This window comes from Bradyrhizobium sp. LTSP849 (assembly GCF_000938255.1).
Taxonomy (GTDB): Bacteria; Pseudomonadota; Alphaproteobacteria; order Rhizobiales; family Xanthobacteraceae; genus Bradyrhizobium.
Genome location: NZ_JYMR01000026.1, coordinates 21,614 through 42,895, shown reverse-complemented (window position 1 = coordinate 42,895; position 21,282 = coordinate 21,614). Strand labels below are relative to the sequence as shown.

Here is a 21,282-nt window from a genome sequence, read left to right as displayed (position 1 = left end):
TTCTTGATGTGCAAGAAGTATTATGAGAGGTTCAGGTCATGCCGATGGAGCCGCCCCCCTTTCGCCAGCACAATCCGGCCGGACCGGCCTATCAGCGCGGCTGGGTGGACGAGGCCGTGGCCGCGATCGAGGCCGACCAGTGCCGCACCGCCGACACCCATCTGATCCGGCTGATCGTGCCGGCGCTCGCCGGCATCGACATCTATCTGAAGGACGAGTCCACGCATCCGACCGGCAGCCTGAAGCATCGGCTGGCGCGCTCGCTGTTCCTCTACGCGCTCTGCAACGGCCATATCCGCGAAGGCACGCCTGTCATCGAGGCCTCGTCGGGATCGACCGCGGTGTCGGAAGCCTATTTCGCGCAGATGATCGGCGTGCCCTTCTACGCCGTGATGCCGCGCACGACGTCGGCGGAGAAGATCGCCGCGATCACCCACTATGGCGGCAATTGCCATCTGATCGACGACGGCCGCACGCTCTATGCGGAGGCTGCCGCGCTCGCCACCCGCCTGAACGGCCACTACATGGATCAGTTCACCTTCGCCGAGCGTGCCACCGACTGGCGCGGCAACAACAACATCGCCGAGTCGATCTTCACGCAATTGAAGGGCGAGCCTCGCCCGCTGCCGGACTGGATCGTGATGGGCGCCGGCACCGGCGGCACGTCGGCCACCATCGGACGCTATTTGCGCTATCGCCAGTATCCGACGCGGCTGTGCGTCGCCGATGTCGAGCATTCCGCCTTCTTCGACTGCTTCCGTTCGCAGGACCGCTCCCATGTTTGCGAGCGGCCGTCACTGATCGAAGGCGTCGGCCGTCCGCGCTGCGAACCCTCCTTCGTGCCGGGCGTCGTCGACCGCATGATGAAGATCCCGGATGTGGCGACGATCGCGGCGATGAATGTGCTGTCGCGCCGGCTGCGCCGGTCTGTCGGCGGCTCGACCGGCACCAATTTCCTGGCGCTGTGCCGCATTGCTTCGGAGATGCGCAGCGCCGGCCAAAACGGATCGCTGGTCACGCTGATCTGCGATTCCGGCGAGCGCTACCGGCAGACCTATTATGATCCCGCATGGCTGAACGCCCGCGGCCTCGATCCGGTGCCGTTCGAAGCTGCCTTGTCGTCGTTCCTGGATACGGCGCAGCCGCTGGCGCTCGCCGTCGAGGACGTCCCCAATCCACAGAGCCCACGGAGTGCTGCTTGACCACGCTGATCGAAACCATTGCCGGTGTGCCCGTGGCGTCACGGCTCGGCCAGGCTCTGCTTGCGCGTGCCGAGATTTTGCGCCTGAGCGAAGCCGCCCATGACGCGGTGCTGCTGCCGCGTGAGCCCGGCGGACTGAGCCACGGCTTGCGGGCGGCACTCGCGGCGCGGATGTGCCGGCATGTCGGCGACGAGGCGCTGACCGCGCATTACGAATCCTATCTGGCGCATGCGAGCGATCTCGACTTGGCTACGCTCGCCCGGCCCGACGGCGTGTGCGGCGATCCTCTGCACGATGCCATGGCCCGCCACACCGACCTGCTGACGCTGTCGCCGCGCGAGGCGACGCGGCAGGACATCGTGTCGCTGAAGGCGGCTGGCGCCAGCGAGGCCGATATCGTGCGGCTGTCCGAGCTCGCCGCCTTCGTGAACTACCAACTGCGGGTCCTGGCCGGCCTCAAGCTCCTGAAAGAGGTCGAAGCCCGATGAGCGAAATCGTCCACAGCTTCACCGTCACGATCCCGATCTGGTCGCCCTATGTCACGCCGGTCGAGCTCGCCTCGGCGACATCCGAGCAGCTCGCAGCGATGAAGGTCACGCCGTCCAACAAGGGCGTCTCGCCTTACGTGCTGACGCTGGCGCATGACCCGGAATCGCTTGCGGTGCGCTCGCCGCTGTTCAACCTCATCATGTATGGCAAGGACGGCTTGTCTCCGGCCGAGCGCGAGCTCGGCGCGCTGAGTGCCTCGGTCGTCAACCGCTGTATCTATTGCGCCGCCGTTCACGCCTCACGCTTCATCAGTTACTCCGGGCGCAACGACGTCGTTGAAGAGATCTTTGCCGACGAGCGCGATGCCACGCTGGAGGCGCGCCAGCAGGCACTGTTCAATTTCGCCACAAAACTCTCAACGACTCCGATCGAAGCGAGCGCCGATGATGCGCGCGCACTGGGCGAGGCCGGGCTGAGCGAGCTCGAGCAGATTGACCTCGTGCTGTCGGCCGCGATCTTCGGCTGGGCCAACCGGCTGATGCATACGCTGGGCGAGCCGCTGGCGCGCCAGGAGGCACCGTAACCGACGCTGTCGGGCGGTCCCCGCGGGGAACCGAATGTCACGGCAACTTCACTTGCCTTGCGCGTGCACGCGCGCGAGCTTCGCATCCTCTCAACGAGGAGATCCTGCCGTGCGCCTTCCCATTCTCGATCCGAAAGACCTGAGTGCCGAACAGAAGCCGCTCTATGACGACATGCAGGCCGGCATCAAGGACCACTTCAAGGGCTTCGTGAACATGCGCGACGACGGCGCGCTGCTCGGTCCGTGGAATCCCTGGATTCGCGAGCCGCGCTTCGGCAAGGCCGTGTGGGAGCTGGTCAAGGCGATCGCGTCGAACCCCCTGCTGCCGGCGCCGGTGCGCGAGGTCGCGATCCTCGTCACCGGTTCGCATTTCCGCTCCGGCTACGAGCTCTATGCCCATGTGCTGGTCGCCGAGCAGCGCGGACTATCCGACGAAAAACTCGCGACCATCGTTGCCGGACAGCGGCCGGTCGATCTCACCAAGCAAGAGGCGGTCGCCTACGACATGGCGTCCGCGCTGGTCAGCGGCGGCGTACTGCCGGAGCTGACCTATCGGGCCGCGGTGAAGGAGTTCGGCGAGCACGGCGCGGCCGAACTCTCTTATCTCGTCGGCGTCTACTGCATGGTCTCGGTCACGCTGAACACATTCGACGTGCCGGTGCCGGAGTAGAAGCTGCTCCGAGGGTCACTCCGCCGCCTTGCTTGCAGGCAGCGGGGGCTCCCAGGAGATGCAGCGATTGCGGCCTTCGGCCTTGGCCTGATAGAGCGCATGATCGGCCGCGCCCATCAGTGCGTCGATGCCGGACATGCTGACGGTGGCCTCCGCGATGCCGATGCTCACGGTAAGGCCGAACTGAATCTTGTCGGCAAAGATCTGCGAGCTCATCACACCCTTGCGGATGCGCTCGGCCACCATCCTTGCACGGGACAGGCTGGTCTCGGGCAGGAGGACCGCAAATTCCTCGCCGCCAAGGCGACCGACGAGATCGGACTTGCGTTTGCCAGCGATGCACGCAGCCCCAACCGCCTTGATCGCCTCGTCGCCGACCGCGTGACCATAGCGGTCGTTGACCGATTTGAAATGGTCGATGTCGAGCATCAGGACCGAGACGGAGCGGTAGTAGCGTTGGAAGCGGCTCCATTCCGCATCGAGAGAGCCGAGAAAATGGCGGCGGTTATAGAGGCCCGTCAGCGGGTCGGTGGTCGCGAGCCGCTCCAACATATTGGCCTTGTTGGTGAGATCGGTGATGTCGACATAGGTCAACATGCGACCTCCATTCGACATCGTGGTGCAATGGGCCCTGATTCGCCGCCCGTCCGGCGTCTGGAGGTCGCGCACATGATCGCCGGCCTTGACTTCGGCGATGCGCTTGGTGGGAAACCTCGTCAATTCGTTCGCCGGCAGATCCGGCGCGCTCGCGCGCTGCGCCCGGCTTACCAGCGATGCGTAGGTCGGGCGGTCGGCGGCCTCTTGCTCACTCACCTCCCAGAACCGCCGCATTCGCCGGTTCATGAAGCTGGCGTTGAGATCGCGGTCGAGCAACAGCACGCCGTCCTCGACATTCTCGAGTGCGTCGCGCAACAACTTCAACTCGTCAGAATAGCGCACGATGTCGGTGACGGGCGTATAGGTCAGCATCCGCCCGCCGTCAGGCAGCGGCGTGCATTGCATGCGAATGACGTCGCCGCCGGAGCGGCGCAGATCGCGTGGGGACGCATCACCCGCCTGTATTTGACCGACACGCTCGGCGACATAGGCTTCAAGCTCGGCCGGCGGAACCTCATAGGCGAGCGTATCGCGGCCATGGTGCATCAGCGTCGCAAAAGACGGATTGCTGTTGGCAACTTCATCCGGCAACAGCCACATCCGCCGAAACGCGCGGTTGATCAACTGCGCGCGGAGATTGGCATCGAGCAGCACGATGCCGAGCGGGACGAAATCGAGTGCCGCGCGAAGCGCAAGCATCTGCCCGCGCAGCAGCGAGTCGGCGCTCCGCCCGGGCTCATTCTCGGTTTTGGGTTCGACATGATCTTCCGCTCCGAGTGCGACCCCGACCTGGCGGTCCGACCGCCAGAGCACGCGGCAGGAGATGATCTCCTGGCTTGCGAGCCTGAGGTGGAATCGTTCGGGCACGCCGAGGCTGCTCTGCATCTCCAGTGTCGCGCCGTCTTCTGACATTCGGCGCACGACGCAATCGATGGTCGATTGACCGAAGTTGAAGATGATCTTTCCGGCCAGAAACGTTCGTTCCGACACCAAACGGGGCATTCCCAACCTCCCTGACGAAGCCGGCCCAGTCTGTCGCAAGCTTATTTGCCGAGAGGTAAGGCGGAGGGCAATCGCGCGGGAGGGCTAACAATTGGTTCACGCGTCGGGCACCATGTACGTGCGCGCTGAAACGCGAAAAGCCCTTCATCATCAACGACAGGCGGTTGTTGCCCTTGCGTTGGCATCCGTGAAAATGCGGAAGCGGCGTTTTACCGAAAATCCACCAAGACCGCGGTCTGTTGCGCACGGCATAGAGCGGCGTCCGCAGCGTCAAGCGATGGACGGCACCGTTGTGCGCGGTTACCCTGCCGTGATCGCACTGACACACTCGCCGGCCAGAGTGCAGGCCGGACAATGAAGGACGATAGCCATGAAGACGTCACGCCGCATCCTGCTTGCCGGACTGGCGGGGCTCGCGGTTGCTCCGACCGCACTTGCCGCCGCGACGCCGGCGCCCGTGGCTGACGATACGACGGTGGCCGAAGAGCATTTTGCACGGATGATCGCGGCGGCGCATGCGCCCGACGTCACCTGCGAACGCCAGGCCGAACGTTACGCGGACGGGCATTGGCCGGAATACGTCGTGGCGGCAAGAGCTGTGCTCAACGCGCGGGCGTGATGCCATCTTCCCTTCTCTGGTGAGGGCTAAGGGGAGCGTCGCACCTCACCTTGCGACTGCGCGCCGCACCTGCTCACCGATCTGCGACAGCACGAGCTGCGCCTGCGGCAGGATCGCGCCCATGGCGTGAAAATTGTGAACCATGCCGTCGTGGCAAACGTGCTCGACGGCGACGCCGGCTGTAAGCAGCTTGCGGGCATAGGCATTGCCTTCGTCGCGCATCGGGTCGAATTCGGCGGTGTGGATGATCGCGGTCGGCAGGCCCGCAAGCCGCGTCGCGCGCAGCGGCGAGATGCGGGGATCGGCGGCATCGATGCCGTCCGGCAGGTAGTCGGCGAGATCCGCCTCGATCGTGGCGCGATCGATCAAATAACCTTCGGCGAACGCCTCGCGCGAGGGCGAGGTCTCCTCGAAATCCAGCACAGGACAGATCAGGCATTGCGCGACGATCGACAGGCCGGCGCTTTGCTGCGCCTCCTGGCACACGATCGCAGCCAACGTGGCGCCTGCGGAATCGCCGCCGATCACCAGCCGCTCGGCATCGATGCCGAGGGACGAGGCTTCGCGCGCCACCCATTCGGTCGCCGCAATGGCATCGTCCACGGCGGCGGGAAATTTGTGCTCGGGTGCGAGTCGGTAGTCGACCGAGACGAGACGGCAGCCGGTCGCATGTGCGAGCGCCGCCGCGATACGGTCGTGCGTCAAAACGCTGCCGGCGACCAGACCGCCGCCATGAAAGAACACGAAGCCCGGCGCGCGCTCACCGGCGCTCGGGGGTGTGTATAGCCGATAGGGACGTTTTCCGCCGGGACCGGGAAGCGTGCCGTCGGACGTCGTCACATCCGGCGCATCAGTGCGCGCGAATTGCATCAGCTTTGCCAGCGACTGCCGCCGCGCCTCGACGCTCGGCCGACTCGGCGTCTGCGGTGCGGCCGCAGCCATCATGGTCAACAAGCGCTTGGCGAGCGGGTCGAGCGGCATGGAAAACTCCGTAACGTAATCCGCATTATAGCCGCTTTGTGCTCGATTTGATGCCGCCTCCGCACTGTCGCTGACCCTCCAGGGGAGGGTGCCATTCCCGCAGGAAATCCTTTAGACATTGGGAGAATAGTGCCCAATATTTCCAAGGGATGCCGGTCATGGCCGAGATCAAGAAACCCATCGAATATTCGCCGAGCTGGACCTTCTTCGAGGGCCAATGGCATGACGGCAACGTGCCGATCATGGGGCCGCGCACGCATGCGGCCTGGCTCGGCTCGGTGGTGTTCGACGGTGCACGCGCGTTCGAAGGTGTCGCGCCCGATCTCGACCGCCACGTCGCCCGCGCCAATCAATCCGCGATCAACTTTGGCCTTAAGCCGGTGGTCGATGCCGGCACCTGGCTCACGCTCGCAAACGAAGGCATTGCGCGCTTCGCAGCGAATGCCGAGCTCTATGTCCGCCCGATGTACTGGGCGCAGAACGGCGCCGGCGGCGGCGTGCTGTTCGACCCCGAGACCACCAATTGGTGCCTGTGCATCTACGAGGCGCCGCTGCCGAAGCCGGTCGGCAACGCGATCACGCTGTCGCCGTTCCGCAGGCCCACCGCCGAATGTGCGCCGGTCGAGGCAAAGGCGGCCTGCCTTTATCCGAACAATTCGCGGGCGCTAGCCGAAGCCGCCTCGCGCGGCTTCCAGAACGCGCTGATGCTCGACATGCTCGGCAACGTCGCGGAGTTCGGCAATTCCAACGTGTTCATGGCCAAGGACGGTGTGGTCTTCACGCCGGTGCCGAACGGCACGTTCCTCAACGGCATCACGCGCCAGCGCGTCATCGGCCTGCTCCGTGCCGACGGCGTCACTGTGATCGAAAAGACGTTGCGCTATGCCGACTTCCTCGCCGCCGACGAAATCTTTTCCACCGGCAACTTTGCAAAGGTCTCGCCTGTGATTCGTATTGACCAGCGCGAGCTGAAGCCCGGGCCGCTCTACACGAAAGCGCGCAAGCTCTATTGGGATTTCGCGCATGCGGTGAAGCTGGCGGCGTAGCTTCCCCCACCGTCATCCTGGCGAAAGCCAGGACCCAAGCCGCCAAGTGAACGAAAGACTATTCGTCCTTCTTCGACATCTTCTCGAGGCGTTCCTGCATGTCCTTCATCTGCTGGCGCAGATCGTCGATGTTGGTGTCCTTGGCCGGCTCGGCGCTGGCGTCAAGTTCCGGCTCCGGCGTGCCCGCAGGGCGGCCCGCGGTGGGGACAAAAGGCTTGAACATCGAGAAGGTCTGCTGGAACAGCTCCATGTTGCGGCGGACCTGTTCTTCCAGCGGGGCAAACGGGGTTCCGGAGAGCGAGGTGGCGATCTGCTTGCGGAACTTTTCCTGCTCCTGGGTCAGCGACGCGATGGCCTGCTCGAGATATTTCGGCACCACCATCTGCATGCTGTCGCCGTAGAAGCGGATCAGCTGGCGCAGGAAGGTGGTCGGCAGCAGGTTCTGGCCGGCCTTGTTCTCCTGCTCGAAGATGATCTGGGCGAGCACGGAGCGGGTGATGTCGTCACCGGACTTGGCGTCGTAGACCAGGAAATCTTCACCGTCCTTGACCATGGAGGCGAGGTCTTCCAGCGTCACATAGGTGCTCGTTCCGGTGTTATAGAGCCGGCGGTTCGCGTATTTTTTGATGGTGGTGGGTTGGTCTGATTTCGCCATGGGCTCTCACTTGCAAACACTGAGAACGGGAACCCGGCGGGCTATGCCGCAGGGCGGGAAGAGTACGCAACGCAACAAAATAAGCATTTTCAAAGGGGGTACGCTACCGTTTTGTGCGGCACGGTTAATTGCACAGCAAAAACGTGCTTGCGAAATCGCCAAGAACGCTATTTTGAATGCGCTGCGGCATGAATTCGGTCACCAGCCGATTGACATGCCTCAACGACGTTAACAGGATGCCATTCGAGACTGGCGAGCCTTTTCCCAGCCCCGTCTGCCCCCATTCAACCCCAGGAGATGCCCATGTCAGACGATGTCGTCATCGTCAGCGCCGCCCGCACCCCGGTCGGAAGCTTCAACGGAGCGTTCGCGACCCTTCCAGCCCACGATCTCGGCGCGATCGCCATCAAGGCTGCGCTCGAGCGCGGCGGCATCGAGCCCGGTCGGGTCTCCGAAGTCATCATGGGCCAGATCCTGACTGCCGCTCAGGGCCAGAACCCGGCCCGCCAAGCCTCGATTGCTTCCGGCATTCCGGTCGAGAGCCCGGCTTGGGGCGTGAACATGCTTTGCGGTTCGGGCCTGCGTACGGTCGCGCTCGGTTACCAGGCGCTGCTCAACGGCGATTCCGAGATCGTGGTTGCCGGCGGCCAGGAATCCATGAGCATGGCCCCGCACGCGCAGTACCTGCGTGGCGGTGTCAAGATGGGCCCGGTCGAGTTCGTCGACACCATGATCAAGGACGGATTGTGGGATGCCTTCAACGGCTACCACATGGGCAACACCGCCGAGAACGTCGCGCGGCAGTGGCAGATCACTCGCGCCCAGCAGGACGAATTCGCGGTCGCCTCGCAGCAGAAGGCAGAGGCGGCGCAGAAGGCCGGCAAGTTCAACGACGAGATCGTCCCCGTCACCATCAAGACCCGCAAGGGCGACATCGTCGTCAGCGCCGACGAATATCCGCGTCACGGCGCAACGCTCGACGGGATGGCGAAGCTCAAGCCAGCCTTCGAGAAAGAAGGCACGGTCACCGCGGGTTCGGCCTCAGGCATCAATGACGGCGCCGCCGTCGTGGTGCTGATGACGGCTAAGCAGGCCGCCAAGGAAGGCAAGAAGCCACTCGCGCGCATCGTGTCCTGGGCGCAGGCCGGCGTCGATCCGAAGATCATGGGCTCGGGCCCGATCCCGGCCTCGCGTGCCGCGCTGAAGAAGGCCGGCTGGAGCGTCGGCGACCTCGACCTGATCGAGGCCAACGAGGCTTTCGCGGCGCAGGCCTGCGCCGTCAACAAGGATCTCGGCTGGGACACCTCCAAGGTCAACGTCAATGGCGGCGCGATCGCAATCGGCCATCCGGTCGGCGCCTCCGGCGCGCGCGTGCTGGTCACGCTGCTGCACGAGATGCAGAAGCGCGATTCGAAGAAGGGCCTCGCCACGCTGTGCATCGGCGGCGGTATGGGCATCGCGATGTGTATCGCGCGCGACTGAAGACAGCTTACGCGTAACTTACGTGTAATTTGCGCGTGCGCTGCACACATGAGTGAGTGCGTTGCACGCGATTAAAAAGGCGGCGGTTGCAAATCAAATATTCTTCGCAATCGTGCAAGCCTCGACTAAAGAGAAACGCCCGGCTCGATGCCGGGCGTTTTGTTCTTGATGTCCGTCAAACCTGCCCCATAATCCACCGTTAAAAACCATCACTCAGAAACGTCCGAAGAGTCCAAGGGAAGGAATACGATATGGCACGTGTTGCATTGGTGACGGGTGGTACGCGGGGCATCGGAGCTGCGATCAGCAAGGCGCTGAAGGCGGCCGGCTACAAGGTCGCGGCGAGCTACGCCGGTAATGATACGGCGGCGGAGAAGTTCAAGGCTGAGACGGGGATTGCCGTCTACAAATGGGACGTCGCGTCGTTCGATGCCTGCGCGGCGGGGGTCAAGCAGGTCGAGGCCGATCTCGGTCCCGTCGACGTGCTCGTCAACAATGCCGGCATCACCCGCGACACCCCCTTCCACAAGATGACGCTCGATCAGTGGAACGCCGTCATCAACACCAATCTCGGCTCGCTGTTCAACATGACACGCCAGGTGATTGAAGGCATGCGCGCCCGCAAGTTCGGCCGCGTCATCTCGATCTCATCGATCAACGGCCAGAAGGGACAGTTCGGCCAGGTCAACTACTCCGCGGCCAAGGCCGGCGACATCGGCTTCACCAAGGCGCTTGCGCTGGAGAATGCCAAGATTGGGATCACCGTCAACGCCATCGCGCCGGGCTACATCAACACCGAGATGGTGCAGGCTGTGCCGAAGGAGGTGCTGGAGAAGAACGTGATCCCGCAGATCCCGGTCAACCGCCTTGGCGAGCCCGAGGAGATTGCGCGCGCCGTGGTGTTCCTTGCGGCAGACGAGGCCGGCTTCATCACCGGCTCGACGCTGACCATCAATGGCGGCCAGTATCACGCCTGATAGAGCCGCCAAGCATGTAGCTTCAGGCGCGACAAGACGATAATGAAGACGCCATGCCCGGCCACGTGCCGGGCATCCGTGTCCTCAGAGCCTTTCGATCGATGAATCCGCGCACTGCCACCCTGATCGGACTGACCGCGATCCTGATGTGGTCGCTGCTCTCCGTGATGACGGTGGCGACGGGAAAGATCCCGGCGTTCCAGCTTGCCGCGATGACCTTTGCGATCGGCGGCCTCGTCGGCCTCCTCACCTGGATCGGCCGCGGTGAGGCGGCCAGGAGCTTGCGTCAGCCGCTCGTTGTATGGGCGGTCGGCGTCGGTGGATTGTTCGGCTATCACGCGCTGTATTTCCTGGCACTCCGCTTTGCGCCGCCGGCTGAAGCAGGCTTGCTGAATTATCTCTGGCCGCTCTTGATCGTGCTGTTCTCGTCGTTGCTGCCGGGCGAGCGGTTGGCCGTGCATCACATCATCGGCGCCGTGCTCGGCCTCGTCGGCACCGTGTTGCTGCTCGCCGGCAACACCTCCGGCTTCGCGCCGGGCCAGTTGCCAGGATTGATCGCGGCCTTCATCGCCGCGTTCGTGTGGGCAACCTATTCGGTGCTGTCGCGCCGGCTCAAGGCGGTGCCGACCGATGCGGTCGCGGGATTTTGTCTGGCCACCGCTGCACTCGCCGCGCTGATGCATGCCGCGCTCGAGACTACGGTATGGCCGGAGACGACGCTGGAATGGCTCTCCGTCATCGCGCTCGGTATCGGTCCCGTTGGTGCTGCGTTCTACGCCTGGGACATCGGCATGAAGCGCGGCGATATCCGTGTGCTCGGCGCCGCCTCCTACGCAACGCCGCTGCTCTCGACGGGATTCCTCATCGCGGCCGGCTTTGCGAAAGCGAGCGCGAATATCGCCCTCGCCGCGATCCTGATCGCCGGCGGCGGCCTGATCGCGGCGAAGGACATGGTGCTGCGGAAGCGGTGACCGTCATTCCGGGGCGATGCGTAGCATCGAGCCCGGAATCCATTTGTCCGCGTCATTGGTGGTGAGATGGATTCTCAGATGCGCAATTGCGCATCATAGCTCGCCGCTATGCGGCGCCCCGGAACGACAATTCGCTACGGCTCCCAGCCTTTCGGCGCGAGCTCGAATTTTGCGAACTCGAAGGCCGGCGCCACCGTGCAGCCGACCAGCGTCCATTCGCCGGTGGTTTCCGCCATCTGCCAGGCATCGGCCGGAACGATCGCCTGGGGCCGCTCGCCGCTCAAGAGATCCGTGCCGAGGCGTACCTCGTGCTGGGAGCAGCCATCGTGCGCGATGCGCAGCGCCAAAGGGCTTCCGGCATAGTAATGCCAGATCTCGACCGCATCGATGCGATGCCAGTGCGAGCGCTCGCCGCGGGCGAGCAGAAAATAGATCAGGGTCGAGCGCGAGCGGCCGTTGGCGTCCGTGGTCTGGTCGCGAAAGGTCTCGCGGTAATGCCCGCCTTCGGGATGCGGGCGGAGTTCGAGGCGTGCGATGATCTCGGCTGCGGTCGGCATCGATCCCTGTCAGAATTTGGTCTTCAGGATTTGTTCTTGCGCTCGCGCAGCTCGCTGAACACCGTGGCGGCATCCGCACCCTTCATGTGTAGCCTGGCTGCGACCGAGGGTTCATCAGCGCGGAGGAACACATTTGCTCGCTTCTCATCACCAAGCAGTGAGGGAATGGTCGGCTTGTTCTCCGCCCGGAGCTTCGCCACCTCCGTCGCGCGTGCCTGGAGCGCCGCATTGTCGGGCTCGACGGTGAGCGCGAACTTGACGTTGGAGGCGGTGTATTCGTGGCCGCAATAGAGCTTGAAGTCGTCGGGCAGGGCACGCAGCTTCAGAAGCGAGTCCCACATCATCGGGTAGTTGCCCTCGAACACGCGGCCGCAGCCGATCGAGAACAGCGTGTCGGCGGCAAACAGCGTCTTCTCGGTGTCGAACACGTAGGAGATGTGGTCGAGCGTATGGCCGGGTGTTTCCAGCACGCGCGCCAGCAGGTTTCCGATCTTGACCACGTCGGCATTGGCGACGCGCAGGTCGACGTTCGCAATCTTCGTCGTCTTGTCATGCGGCGCGACGACGCGGCAATTGTATTTTTGCTTGAGTTCGGCGACGCCCCCGACATGATCGCCATGATGATGGGTGATCAGGATGTCGGTGAGCTGCCAGCCCTCGCGCTCCAGCGCGTTGAGGATGGGACCGGCCTCCGGCGCGTCGATCGACGCCGTTGCCTTGGTTTCCACATCGTGGATCAGATAACCGAAATTGTCGTTTAAACAGGTGAAAGTACGAATTTCGGCGGCCATGACATCTCCATCGGGCTCAGCCCCGTCAGACAAATATGGCGTTAACGTTGCGCAGGCAATGCAATATTCGGCGCGCGGCCGCCGCCTTGTGCATGTTACATTGCCGTCATGACCATCGATGTCGTCGACCTCCGCGAGTTTTATTCCCGCCGCCTCGGGATCGTGGCGCGGCAAATGATCAATCGCGGCCTCAGGGAGCGCTGGCCGAGCGCTGAAGGTCAGCGCGTGCTCGGCATCGGCTATCCCACGCCCTATCTCGGGCTGTTCCGCGAGGACGCTGAGCGCTGCATCGCCTTCATGCCGGCGGCCCAGGGCGTGTTGAAATGGCCGACGGGACGCCCCGCGCTGGCCTCGCTGGTCGACGAATTCTCGCTGCCGCTTCCCGACGCCGCGGTGGACCGCATCCTGCTGGTCCACGCACTGGAGATGTCGGACGATCCGGCCGCGCTCCTGCGCGAGGTGTGGCGGGTGCTGTCGCCATCCGGCCGCGTCATCGCGGTGATCCCGAACCGGCGCGGCGTGTGGACCCGGACCGACAGTACGCCGTTCGGACACGGCCGGCCCTATTCGCGTTCGCAGATCACGGATTTGTTGCGCCAGACCTGGTTCACGCCGACCTCGTGGGGCGAGGCGCTGTTCATGCCGCCTTATGCCGGCGGCTGGGTGCTCAAATCAGCGCAGATGTGGGAGCGCGCTGGTGCGGCGCTGTCGCTGCCCTTTGCCGGCGTCCACATCGTCGAGGCCACCAAGCAGGTCTATCGGGCGATCCCGGCCAAGCGCGAACGGGCGCGGTTGATTCCCTCGTTGAAGCCGGTTCTGGTGCCGTCCTCGACAGTGACGCGCACTTAAAAGCAAATCGTCCCGGCGAGGCCGGGACGATGCAGTTCAGGACATCAGAAGAAACGCTGCGGCTTACTCGCTGGGGGCGAGATCGTCGCCGGAAGCGGCCGGAGCCGCCTCGCGCTCGGGGCGAGGGCCGGCATGCGGCCGGCGGCGTCGCCGCGGGAAGCGCTCGCCGGCACCACCGCCTTCCACGCCAGCGCCCTGGCCGCCGTTCAGCTGCGGCTGCGGGCCGGTGATGAAGGAGGGCAGTCGATCGACGTTGCCGGCTTCAGCGACGACGACAGGCTGCGGCTGGTTCGGCGGTTGCGGCTGGGGCTGATATTGCGGCTGCGGACGGTGGTCGCGCTCGCGGTGCTCGCGCGGCTGCTGGTTCTCACGCTGATAGGGTTGGTTGTCCCGCTGCTGAAAATCACGCTGCTGCTCGCGCTGGCCGTCGCGCACATAAGGCTGCTGCTGCTGGGGCGGCTGCGGAACGAAGCCCGGCTCCTGGCCGAAGTTCGAGAAATTCTCGCCGTCGTCCTCGCCGTCGTCGCTGCTGTTGTTGACAGGCTCGTCGCCGCGCGGCTGCTGGTTCTGGCGGAATTGCTCCTGAGCCGTCGCGATCAGGCGGAAATAGTGCTCGGCGTGCTGGTAGTAGTTTTCGGCAGCAACCGGGTCGCCTGATGCGGAGCGCGCATCGCGCGCGAGCTGGAGATATTTCTCGGCGATGTGCGAGGCGGTGCCGCGGATCTTGATGTCGGGCCCGTTCGATTCGTAGACCCGGGTCATCGGGTTCTGGCCGCGCCGGTTGTGATTGTTGTTGTTATTATTGCTGTTGTTGTTGTTGTTGCGGTTGCGCATCCGCTGCTTGTTCTGACCGTTTCTCATGTCCTGCCTTTAATTCCAGCCCTAAAGGTTGCACGCATTACTGATTGCTGTGAGTGACCCAATGACAGCGGTTCACATGTCTCGCGCGCAGCGCACGCGAGAGCGGATTAGACCCTGCCGATGTTCGTCGACCGTCGCGTTCAACAAGGACGCGTTCCCCACCCGCCAGCATTCATCGCCAGCGAACCCATTCATTTTGCCTGCCAAAACAAGCCCTGGTTTCTTGCGTTAATCTTCGCGCGCAATATCAGGCTTTCGTTCACGTTGCGGTCGGAAAGCAGCGTACCTCAATGGGCCATCGCGCTTAACAGAACCTGCGGCATGGAACCTTAAATCAGTGAAGCTCTCGCTTGAGAGCCCGGCTTTCGCCCGTAAGTCCACGGGGCCGACACCGATATGTTGGGAAGAACGTAGTCGTTCCAACCGGATATTCCAAGAGGTTTTTTGGAGCCCAATCCGGCTTTTATGGAGGCATTTTTCGGGCCGAAACGGCCCTCGGGATGCCCGCCAGGTCAGCCTTGGGCGGTCTGTCCACCGATAACGCGGCGGCGGTCATCAAGGTTTCAATATTTCGCGCCTGACCCTGTCCGGCCTCGACGATCAGCGCTCCGCCGGGGGCGAGCCGCTCAGCCGCCTGGGGGATCAAGGCGCGGTAGGCATCATATCCGTCGTTGCCGCCATCGAGCGCCAGATGCGGATCGTGCTCGCGGACTTCGACGCTCAATTTCGGGATTTCAGCTGAGGGAATATAGGGTGGATTCGACACGATGAGATCGAACGGGCCCGAGAGCGCCGCCGCATAGGAGCAGGCGACGAAGGCCGCGCGGTCGGCAAGGCCGAGAGCGGCGGCATTGGCCCCGGCAGTGCCGAGCGCGGTGAGGCTGAGATCGGTGCCGACGCCGAAGGCAGCCGGAATCTCGTGCAGCAGCGCGAGCAGGATCGCGCCGGACCCGGTGCCGATGTCGGCGATGCGCGGGCGATGGGATGTGGGCTGCTCGCGAAAAAGTTCGAGCGCATGCTCAACCACCGTCTCGGTATCGGGACGCGGGATCAGGGTTGCTTCCGACAGTCGCAACGGCAAACCCCAGAACTCGCACACGCCGAGAATGCGCGCCACCGGCTCGCCGGCGATGCGACGCTGCGCATATTGTGCGAGCTGCGACGCCTCGGCTTCGGTGAGGGCGCGGGCGGCCTGCGCAATCAGGCCGGTCAGATCGAGACCAAGCGCGGCACCGAGCAGGATGCGGGTGTCGAGCTCGGCTTCGTCGAGCTGCGCCGATCTCAATTGCGCGGCGAGCCCGCGCCGTGCGCTCTCGATTGGCTGTCCGGTGAAGGGATTGCTCACGCGCCGGTCACGCCGCCGCGCCTTGCGCGGCGAGCTGGGCTGCCTGGTGCTCGGTGGTCAGCGCGTCGATCAATTCGCCGATTGCTTCGCCCGCGATCACCTGCGGCAGCTTGTAGAGGGTCAAATTGATGCGGTGGTCGGTGACGCGTCCTTGCGGGAAATTATAGGTGCGGATGCGCTCGCTGCGGTCGCCGGACCCGACCTTCTCCTTGCGCTCGGCCGAGCGTGCCGCGTCGACGCGCTGTTGCTCGGCGTCGTAGATGCGTGAGCGCAGGATGTTCATGGCGGACGCGCGATTCTTGTGCTGCGAGCGGCTGTCCTGCATCATCACGACGATGCCGGTCGGGATATGGGTGATGCGGATCGCCGATTCGGTCTTGTTGACGTGCTGGCCGCCGGCGCCTCCCGCGCGCATGGTCTCGATCCGCAAATCGTCGTTCTTGATGTCGATGTCGACCTCCTCGACCTCCGGCATCACGGCGACGGTCGCCGCGGATGTGTGAATGCGCCCCTGCGTCTCGGTGTCAGGCACGCGCTGCACCCGATGCACGCCGGACTCGAATTTCAGTTTTGAGAACGCGCCGCGACCCTGCACCTCCGCGATGATTTCCTTGTAACCGCCGACGGTGCCCTCGCTCGCCGAGATTACCTCCACCTTCCAGCCCTGAAGGCTCGCGAAGCGCTCGTACATCCGGAACAAGTCGCCGGCGAACAATGAGGCCTCGTCGCCGCCGGTGCCGGCGCGGATTTCCAGCACCACGTTGCGGTCGTCCATGGCGTCCTTGGGCAGCAGCGCGACGCGGATCTTCTGGACCAGTTCTTCGATCTTCGGGTTGAGCTCTGCGCGTTCGGACTCCGCCATGCTGCGCATCTCGGCATCCGTGGTGGGATCGGCGATCAGCGCCTCGGTGTCGGCGAGTTCTTTGACGGCAGAACGATAGGCCTTCACCGCCTCGATCAGCGGGCCGATCTCGGCGAGCTCGCGCGTGACCTGCACGTAGCGCTCGGAGGAGAGCTGGCCGAGCGATTCGGCCTCGAGCGAGGCGTGATGCGCGAGCAGGACGTCCAGTTTGGCTTCGGGGAGTGACGACATCGGTATGGTCTCAAATGGCGGAAGGAGGCGAGGCGGCGAAGGCGGGCGGACGGGCCCGCTACAACGCCAAGCCCTCGGCCTCGGCAAATTCCGTCAGCTTCTGCCGGATCGAGACGCTGCCGGCCGGCGCATCCAGCAACGGGCCGAGCATCGCTTCGGCCTTTTTCGAATCGAGATCGATCACCATCGCCTTGACCGGGCCGAGCGCTGTCGCCGAAAGCGACAGCGAGCGATAGCCCATCGCGATCAGTGCCAGCGCGCCGATCGGCTTTGAGGCCATCTCGCCACAGAGCGACACTGACTTCTTCGCTGCGTTGGCTTTGCACGCGATCTCGCGCAGCACGCGCAGGATCGGCGCCGACATGGTGTCGAAGCGCTCGGAGACCTTGGCATTGCCGCGGTCGACCGCGAACAGGAACTGGAACAGATCGTTGGAGCCGACCGAGATGAAGTCGACCTTCTTCAGCAGCTCGTCGAGCTGGTAGAGCAGCGCCGGCACTTCGACCATGGTGCCGATATCGATCCGCTCCGGCAGCGTGTGGCCATGCTGGCGCAGATAAGTGAGCTCGCGCTCGACCAGCGCCTTCGCCGCATCGAACTCGGCGACCTCCGAGATCATCGGGAACATCACGCGCAACGCGCGGCCGCCGCCGGCGCGCAGCAGTGCGCGGATCTGGCCGCGCAACAGGCCGGGACGGTCGAGCCCGAGCCGGATCGCGCGCCAACCGAGCGCGGGATTTTCCTCGATCACGGTCTCCATATAGGGCAGCGCCTTGTCGCCGCCGATGTCGAGCGTACGGAAGGTGACGGGCTTGTGGCCTGCCGCATCCAGCACGGTGCGATAGAGCGCAAGCTGGTCGCTGGTGCGCGGCAGGCTCTGGCCGACCATGAACTGCAGCTCGGTGCGGAACAGGCCAATGCCGGCGCTGCCGGTGTCCTCGATATGGGGCAGGTCGATGGCGAGACCCGCATTGATCATCAGCTCGACCTTCTGGCCGTCCTTGGTGACGCAGGGCCGGTCGCGCAGCGCCAGATACTGCGCCTGGCGGCGAGCGCGAAAGCGCACGCGCTCGGCATAGGCCGCCTCGATCTCCTGCGACGGGCGCACATAGATCGCACCCGAGGTGCCGTCGACGATGATGGCGTCGCCGGGGTCGGCGATGCCCGTCGCGTTCGGCACCTCGCCGACCGCAGGGATTCCGAGCGCACGCGCCACGATCGAGACATGGGAATTGGCGGTGCCTTCCTCCAGCACGATGCCGCGCAGGCGCTTGCGGTCATAGTCGAGCAGCGCCGCCGGTCCCATCGCGCGCGCGATGACGATTGCGTTGTCGGGCATTTGCTCGCGCGATGGCGCGTGGTCCTGTCCGACCAGCTGCCGCATCAGGCGGTAGCCGAGATCCTCGAGATCGTGCAGCCGGTCGCGCAAATAGGGATCTGTCACGCGCAGCATGCGAGCGCGGGTGTCGGACTGCACGCGTTCGACGGCGGCTTCCGCCGTGAGGCCGGTGGCGACCGCCTCGTGCAGCTTGTGCGACCAGCCCTGGTCGTTGGCGAACATGCGGTAGGCTTCGAGCACGTCGCGGTGCTCGCCGCCCTCGGCGACGTCGCCGCGCTCAAGCATGCGGTCGAGGTCCGAGCGCAGCTTGGCGAGCGCGGTGTCGAGCCGCTTGATTTCCTTCGGCAGGTCCTCGGCGATGTAGTCCTTGATGACGACGCGCGGCTCGTGCAGCACGACATGGCCGAGCGCGATGCCTTCCGAGAGAATCGCGCCGGCCTTCTGCGTCGAATGGCGCGCGGCCGGCTCAGCGCCCGGCTGGGCGAGTGCGGACAATTCACCGGAGGCGATCAGCTCCGCCAGCACCATGGCGGTAGTTTGCAGCGCCTCGAGCTCTTCCTCGACATAGGTGCGCTTGGCGCGGTTCTGCACCACCAGCACGCCGAGCGTGTTGCCGGCCCGCAAGATCGGCACGCCGAGGAAGGAGTGATAGATTTCTTCGCCGGTCTCCGGGCGGAACGAGAAGGCCGGATGGCTCTGCGCGTCGTTCAGATTGAGCGGGGTCGCCTCGCTGGCGACGAGGCCGACCAGACCCTCATGGGCGCTCAGCACGGTATGGTGCACCGCCTCGCGATTGAGGCCTTCGGTGGCGTAGAGCTCGAGCGTGTTGTCGACGCGCAGCACATAGACCGAGCACACCTCGGCCACCATGTTGGCGGCGATCAGCACCACGATCTTGTCCAGCCGCTCCTGGGCCGAGACCTGCTCCGCCATGGTTTCGCGGAGCCGTCTCAACAAGACGCGGGGACCTCCCGACGCGCTCCGCACCGTCAATCTCCTCCGTCAGCCGGACCCGAAAGGGGCTCCGGCGGCTCGCCCGAAAATCCAGAAAAACAACGAATTTGCTCATCCGGCGCCGGCCCCAAGCGATCGCTAGGACCGTCGCCTGAGCCGAATCAGCACCGCCTCCACTGGGGCACAGTTTGTGGCAGCCCACCCTGTTCGCCGTATAGCGAATTGGGGCTTGTTTTGCCAAGCAAAACGCCTGCCAGACGCGAAGGTGTGTACACCTTCGCGTTTGCTGCGACCGCTAAGAGAAAATTAGTCTAAGCCTGATCGAGACCGTAGAGCGTGTGCAGGGTGCGCACCGCAAGCTCGGTATAGGCGGTGTCGATCAGAACCGAGAATTTGATCTCGGAAGTTGTGATGGCCCGGATGTTGATATTCCGTCCGGCGAGGGCCGAAAACGCCTGGGCGGCGACGCCGGCATGGCTGCGCATGCCGCTGCCGATCACCGAAATCTTGGCGACGTCGGTGGCGGTGTCGAGCCTGATATAGCCGATCGTGGCCTTGGCGGCGGTGATCGTATCCTTGGCCCGATTATAGTCCGCGGCCGGCACCGTGAAGGTGAGGTCGGTGGTCTTGCCGTCTTCAGAAACGTTTTGAACGATCATGTCGACGTTGATATTGGCGTCCGCGAGCGGGCCGAAGATCGACGCCGCCACGCCGGGCTTGTCCTCGATCTGGCGGACCGAGATCTGGGCCTCGTCCTTCGAGAAGGCGATGCCCGTGACGACGTGGTTTTCCATGATCTCCTCCTCACTGCAAATCAGCGTGCCGGGCGGCTTGTTGGCATGCGGGTCGATATCCTCGGGCTTGTCGAAGCTCGAGCGGACGAAGATCGGCATGTTGTGGACCATGCCGAGTTCCACCGAGCGCACCTGGAGCACTTTCGCACCCTGGGAGGCCAGTTCCAGCATGTCCTCGAACGCGATCTTGTCGAGCCGGCGGGCCTTCGGCACGATTCGCGGGTCGGTGGTGTAGACGCCATCGACGTCGGTGTAGATGTCGCAGCGGTCGGCCTTGACGGCGGCGGCGATCGCCACCGCCGAGGTGTCGGAGCCGCCGCGGCCGAGTGTGGTGATGCGATTCGTCAGAGGATTGATGCCCTGGAAGCCGGCGATGACGGCGACTTCCTTCCGCTCCTTGAAGCGGTTGATGATCTCGGTGCCGTCGATGTCCTCGATCCGGGCCGAGGCATGGGCGTCGCTGGTCTTGATCGGGATCTGCCAGCCCTGCCAGGAGCGGGCCTGGATACCCATGCCCTGGAGCGCGATGGCGAGCAGGCCCGAGGTGACCTGTTCGCCGGAGGCGACGACGGCGTCGTATTCGCGCGCGTCGTGCATCGGCGAGGCCTCGGTGCACCAGGCCACCAGCTCGTTGGTCTTGCCGGACATCGCGGAGACGACCACAGCCACCTCGTGGCCGGCGTCGACCTCACGCTTCACATGGCGTGCGACGTTGCGGATACGTTCGATGTTGGCGACGGATGTGCCGCCGAATTTCATCACGAGGCGGCTCATGACGACGCGTGCATTCCCTCTTAAGGATAAGTATGGTGACCCGCGCTGGACGGATGCCCTGCGGCTACCGACCGCGCGTATACCTAGCGGCGGGGCCGGGGGCAAGCGGGTTCCTGCGGGGGCAGGGCGCGGGGTCGGCAGGCCTTTGGGGGTAATGGATTAACCGAGATCATGGCGCGTTATATCGACGAGATCCTGCAACCGGGCGAGCGGGTGCTGTATTCGACCAATGCGCACTGGATCTTCTATTTTCCGGCTATCCTGGCCTGGATCGTGGCCTTAGGCCTGTTCGTAGCCTCCCGTCAGATCGACATCTACAGCGCGATGGTGCTGTGTCTGCTCGGCTCGGGCCTCGTGGCGCTGGCCGCCCTGTATTGGACCGTGAAGGGCTGGTTCCATCGCTTCACCACCGAGACCGACGTCACCAATCTGCGGGTTGTGCACAAGACCGGGTTCATCAAACGCCGCACCTTCGAGATGGCGCTGGACAAGGTCGAGAGTGTCGACGTCGACCAGTCGATTCTTGGACGTATTCTCAACTATGGCGACGTGACCATCCGGGGTGTGGGTGAGGGGATCGAGAAGATCACGACCATCGCCTCGCCGCTCGCTTTCCGTAGTTCGATCACCACGCGCTAGGACCGCGCATAT

At 64.3% G+C, this 21,282-nt stretch carries 21 protein-coding genes; 11 read left to right on the top strand and 10 right to left on the bottom strand.

Annotation, left to right across the window (positions count from 1 at the left end; genetic code table 11):
• The first annotated feature begins 44 nt into the window (after nt 1-44).
• The 4 genes from UB31_RS18735 (at nt 45) to UB31_RS18720 (ending at nt 2,944) form a co-directional block, all read left to right on the top strand.
• Complete coding sequence (locus tag UB31_RS18735) at nt 45-1,202, top strand: PLP-dependent cysteine synthase family protein (RefSeq protein WP_045012020.1); 1,158 nt, start codon at nt 45-47, stop codon at nt 1,200-1,202.
• A complete protein-coding gene (locus UB31_RS18730; RefSeq protein WP_045011963.1) occupies nt 1,199-1,690 on the top strand; it encodes a CMD domain-containing protein in 492 nt (163 codons plus the stop codon). Before UB31_RS18735 ends, UB31_RS18730 begins: the two co-directional genes overlap by 4 nt.
• Nucleotides 1,687-2,274: a peroxidase-related enzyme gene (locus UB31_RS18725; RefSeq protein ID WP_045011962.1), complete on the top strand. Its 588-nt coding sequence runs from the start codon at nt 1,687-1,689 to the stop codon at nt 2,272-2,274. Before UB31_RS18730 ends, UB31_RS18725 begins: the two co-directional genes overlap by 4 nt.
• A 109-nt stretch (nt 2,275-2,383) precedes the next feature.
• Complete coding sequence (locus UB31_RS18720; RefSeq protein WP_045011961.1) at nt 2,384-2,944, top strand: carboxymuconolactone decarboxylase family protein; 561 nt, start codon at nt 2,384-2,386, stop codon at nt 2,942-2,944.
• A gap of 15 nt (nt 2,945-2,959) precedes the next feature.
• Here the strand turns inward: UB31_RS18720 and UB31_RS18715 are convergent, their stop codons facing one another.
• A complete protein-coding gene (locus UB31_RS18715; protein ID WP_045011960.1) occupies nt 2,960-4,543 on the bottom strand; it encodes a sensor domain-containing diguanylate cyclase in 1,584 nt (527 codons plus the stop codon).
• Nucleotides 4,544-4,913: 370 nt separating this feature from the next.
• Between UB31_RS18715 and UB31_RS18710 the strand changes: the two genes are divergently transcribed.
• Nucleotides 4,914-5,162, top strand: coding sequence for a hypothetical protein (locus UB31_RS18710; protein WP_045011959.1), 249 nt, complete (start codon nt 4,914-4,916; stop codon nt 5,160-5,162).
• A gap of 45 nt (nt 5,163-5,207) precedes the next feature.
• Here the strand turns inward: UB31_RS18710 and UB31_RS18705 are convergent, their stop codons facing one another.
• Nucleotides 5,208-6,143, bottom strand: coding sequence for an alpha/beta hydrolase (locus UB31_RS18705; RefSeq protein ID WP_045001268.1), 936 nt, complete (start codon nt 6,141-6,143; stop codon nt 5,208-5,210).
• 158 nt (nt 6,144-6,301) lie between these two features.
• On the opposite strand from UB31_RS18705, the gene UB31_RS18700 reads away from it, so the two are divergent.
• Nucleotides 6,302-7,189, top strand: a complete 888-nt coding sequence (locus tag UB31_RS18700; RefSeq protein ID WP_045012019.1) for a branched-chain amino acid aminotransferase — start codon at nt 6,302-6,304, stop codon at nt 7,187-7,189.
• A 58-nt stretch (nt 7,190-7,247) separates the two neighbouring features.
• On the opposite strand, the gene phaR is transcribed toward UB31_RS18700, so the two are convergent.
• Nucleotides 7,248-7,844, bottom strand: coding sequence for a polyhydroxyalkanoate synthesis repressor PhaR (gene phaR / locus UB31_RS18695; RefSeq protein ID WP_045001267.1), 597 nt, complete (start codon nt 7,842-7,844; stop codon nt 7,248-7,250).
• Nucleotides 7,845-8,147: 303 nt separating this feature from the next.
• Between phaR and UB31_RS18690 the strand changes: the two genes are divergently transcribed.
• From UB31_RS18690 to yddG, 3 genes are all read left to right on the top strand, one after another.
• Complete coding sequence (locus tag UB31_RS18690) at nt 8,148-9,326, top strand: acetyl-CoA C-acetyltransferase (protein WP_045011958.1); 1,179 nt, start codon at nt 8,148-8,150, stop codon at nt 9,324-9,326.
• 251 nt (nt 9,327-9,577) lie between these two features.
• The gene (gene phbB / locus UB31_RS18685; protein WP_045001265.1) at nt 9,578-10,303 is read left to right on the top strand and encodes an acetoacetyl-CoA reductase; all 726 of its coding nucleotides are present in this window, start codon (nt 9,578-9,580) and stop codon (nt 10,301-10,303) included.
• A gap of 101 nt (nt 10,304-10,404) precedes the next feature.
• Nucleotides 10,405-11,274, top strand: coding sequence for an aromatic amino acid exporter YddG (gene yddG / locus UB31_RS18680; RefSeq protein WP_045011957.1), 870 nt, complete (start codon nt 10,405-10,407; stop codon nt 11,272-11,274).
• Nucleotides 11,275-11,408: 134 nt separating this feature from the next.
• On the opposite strand, the gene UB31_RS18675 is transcribed toward yddG, so the two are convergent.
• Together UB31_RS18675 and gloB are read right to left on the bottom strand one after the other, a co-directional pair.
• Entirely contained in the window at nt 11,409-11,831 is a 423-nt protein-coding gene (locus UB31_RS18675) for a cupin domain-containing protein (protein WP_045001263.1), read from the bottom strand.
• Between the two features lie 23 nt (nt 11,832-11,854).
• Complete coding sequence (gloB, locus tag UB31_RS18670; RefSeq protein WP_045011956.1) at nt 11,855-12,622, bottom strand: hydroxyacylglutathione hydrolase; 768 nt, start codon at nt 12,620-12,622, stop codon at nt 11,855-11,857.
• A 108-nt stretch (nt 12,623-12,730) separates the two neighbouring features.
• On the opposite strand from gloB, the gene UB31_RS18665 reads away from it, so the two are divergent.
• A complete protein-coding gene (locus tag UB31_RS18665; protein WP_045001261.1) occupies nt 12,731-13,471 on the top strand; it encodes a class I SAM-dependent methyltransferase in 741 nt (246 codons plus the stop codon).
• Nucleotides 13,472-13,534: 63 nt separating this feature from the next.
• On the opposite strand, the gene UB31_RS18660 is transcribed toward UB31_RS18665, so the two are convergent.
• The 5 genes from UB31_RS18660 to UB31_RS18640 all read right to left on the bottom strand — a co-directional run bounded on the left by UB31_RS18660 (nt 13,535) and on the right by UB31_RS18640 (nt 20,631).
• On the bottom strand, nt 13,535-14,332 hold the full coding sequence (locus UB31_RS18660) for a DUF4167 domain-containing protein (protein ID WP_045011955.1): 798 nt from the start codon (nt 14,330-14,332) through the stop codon (nt 13,535-13,537).
• Between the two features lie 463 nt (nt 14,333-14,795).
• Nucleotides 14,796-15,677: a peptide chain release factor N(5)-glutamine methyltransferase gene (prmC, locus tag UB31_RS18655; protein ID WP_045011954.1), complete on the bottom strand. Its 882-nt coding sequence runs from the start codon at nt 15,675-15,677 to the stop codon at nt 14,796-14,798.
• A gap of 7 nt (nt 15,678-15,684) precedes the next feature.
• Nucleotides 15,685-16,770 (bottom strand): peptide chain release factor 1, encoded by a 1,086-nt coding sequence (gene prfA, locus UB31_RS18650; RefSeq protein WP_045001258.1) that lies wholly within the window; start codon nt 16,768-16,770, stop codon nt 15,685-15,687.
• 58 nt (nt 16,771-16,828) lie between these two features.
• Entirely contained in the window at nt 16,829-19,096 is a 2,268-nt protein-coding gene (gene ptsP / locus UB31_RS18645) for a phosphoenolpyruvate--protein phosphotransferase (protein WP_045011953.1), read from the bottom strand.
• A gap of 278 nt (nt 19,097-19,374) precedes the next feature.
• Nucleotides 19,375-20,631 carry an aspartate kinase gene (locus UB31_RS18640; protein ID WP_045011952.1) on the bottom strand — a complete coding sequence of 419 codons (1,257 nt, stop codon included), beginning with the start codon at nt 20,629-20,631 and terminating at the stop codon, nt 19,375-19,377.
• Nucleotides 20,632-20,802: 171 nt separating this feature from the next.
• On the opposite strand from UB31_RS18640, the gene UB31_RS18635 reads away from it, so the two are divergent.
• Nucleotides 20,803-21,270 carry a PH domain-containing protein gene (locus tag UB31_RS18635; protein ID WP_045011951.1) on the top strand — a complete coding sequence of 156 codons (468 nt, stop codon included), beginning with the start codon at nt 20,803-20,805 and terminating at the stop codon, nt 21,268-21,270.
• Nucleotides 21,271-21,282: the final 12 nt, after the last annotated feature.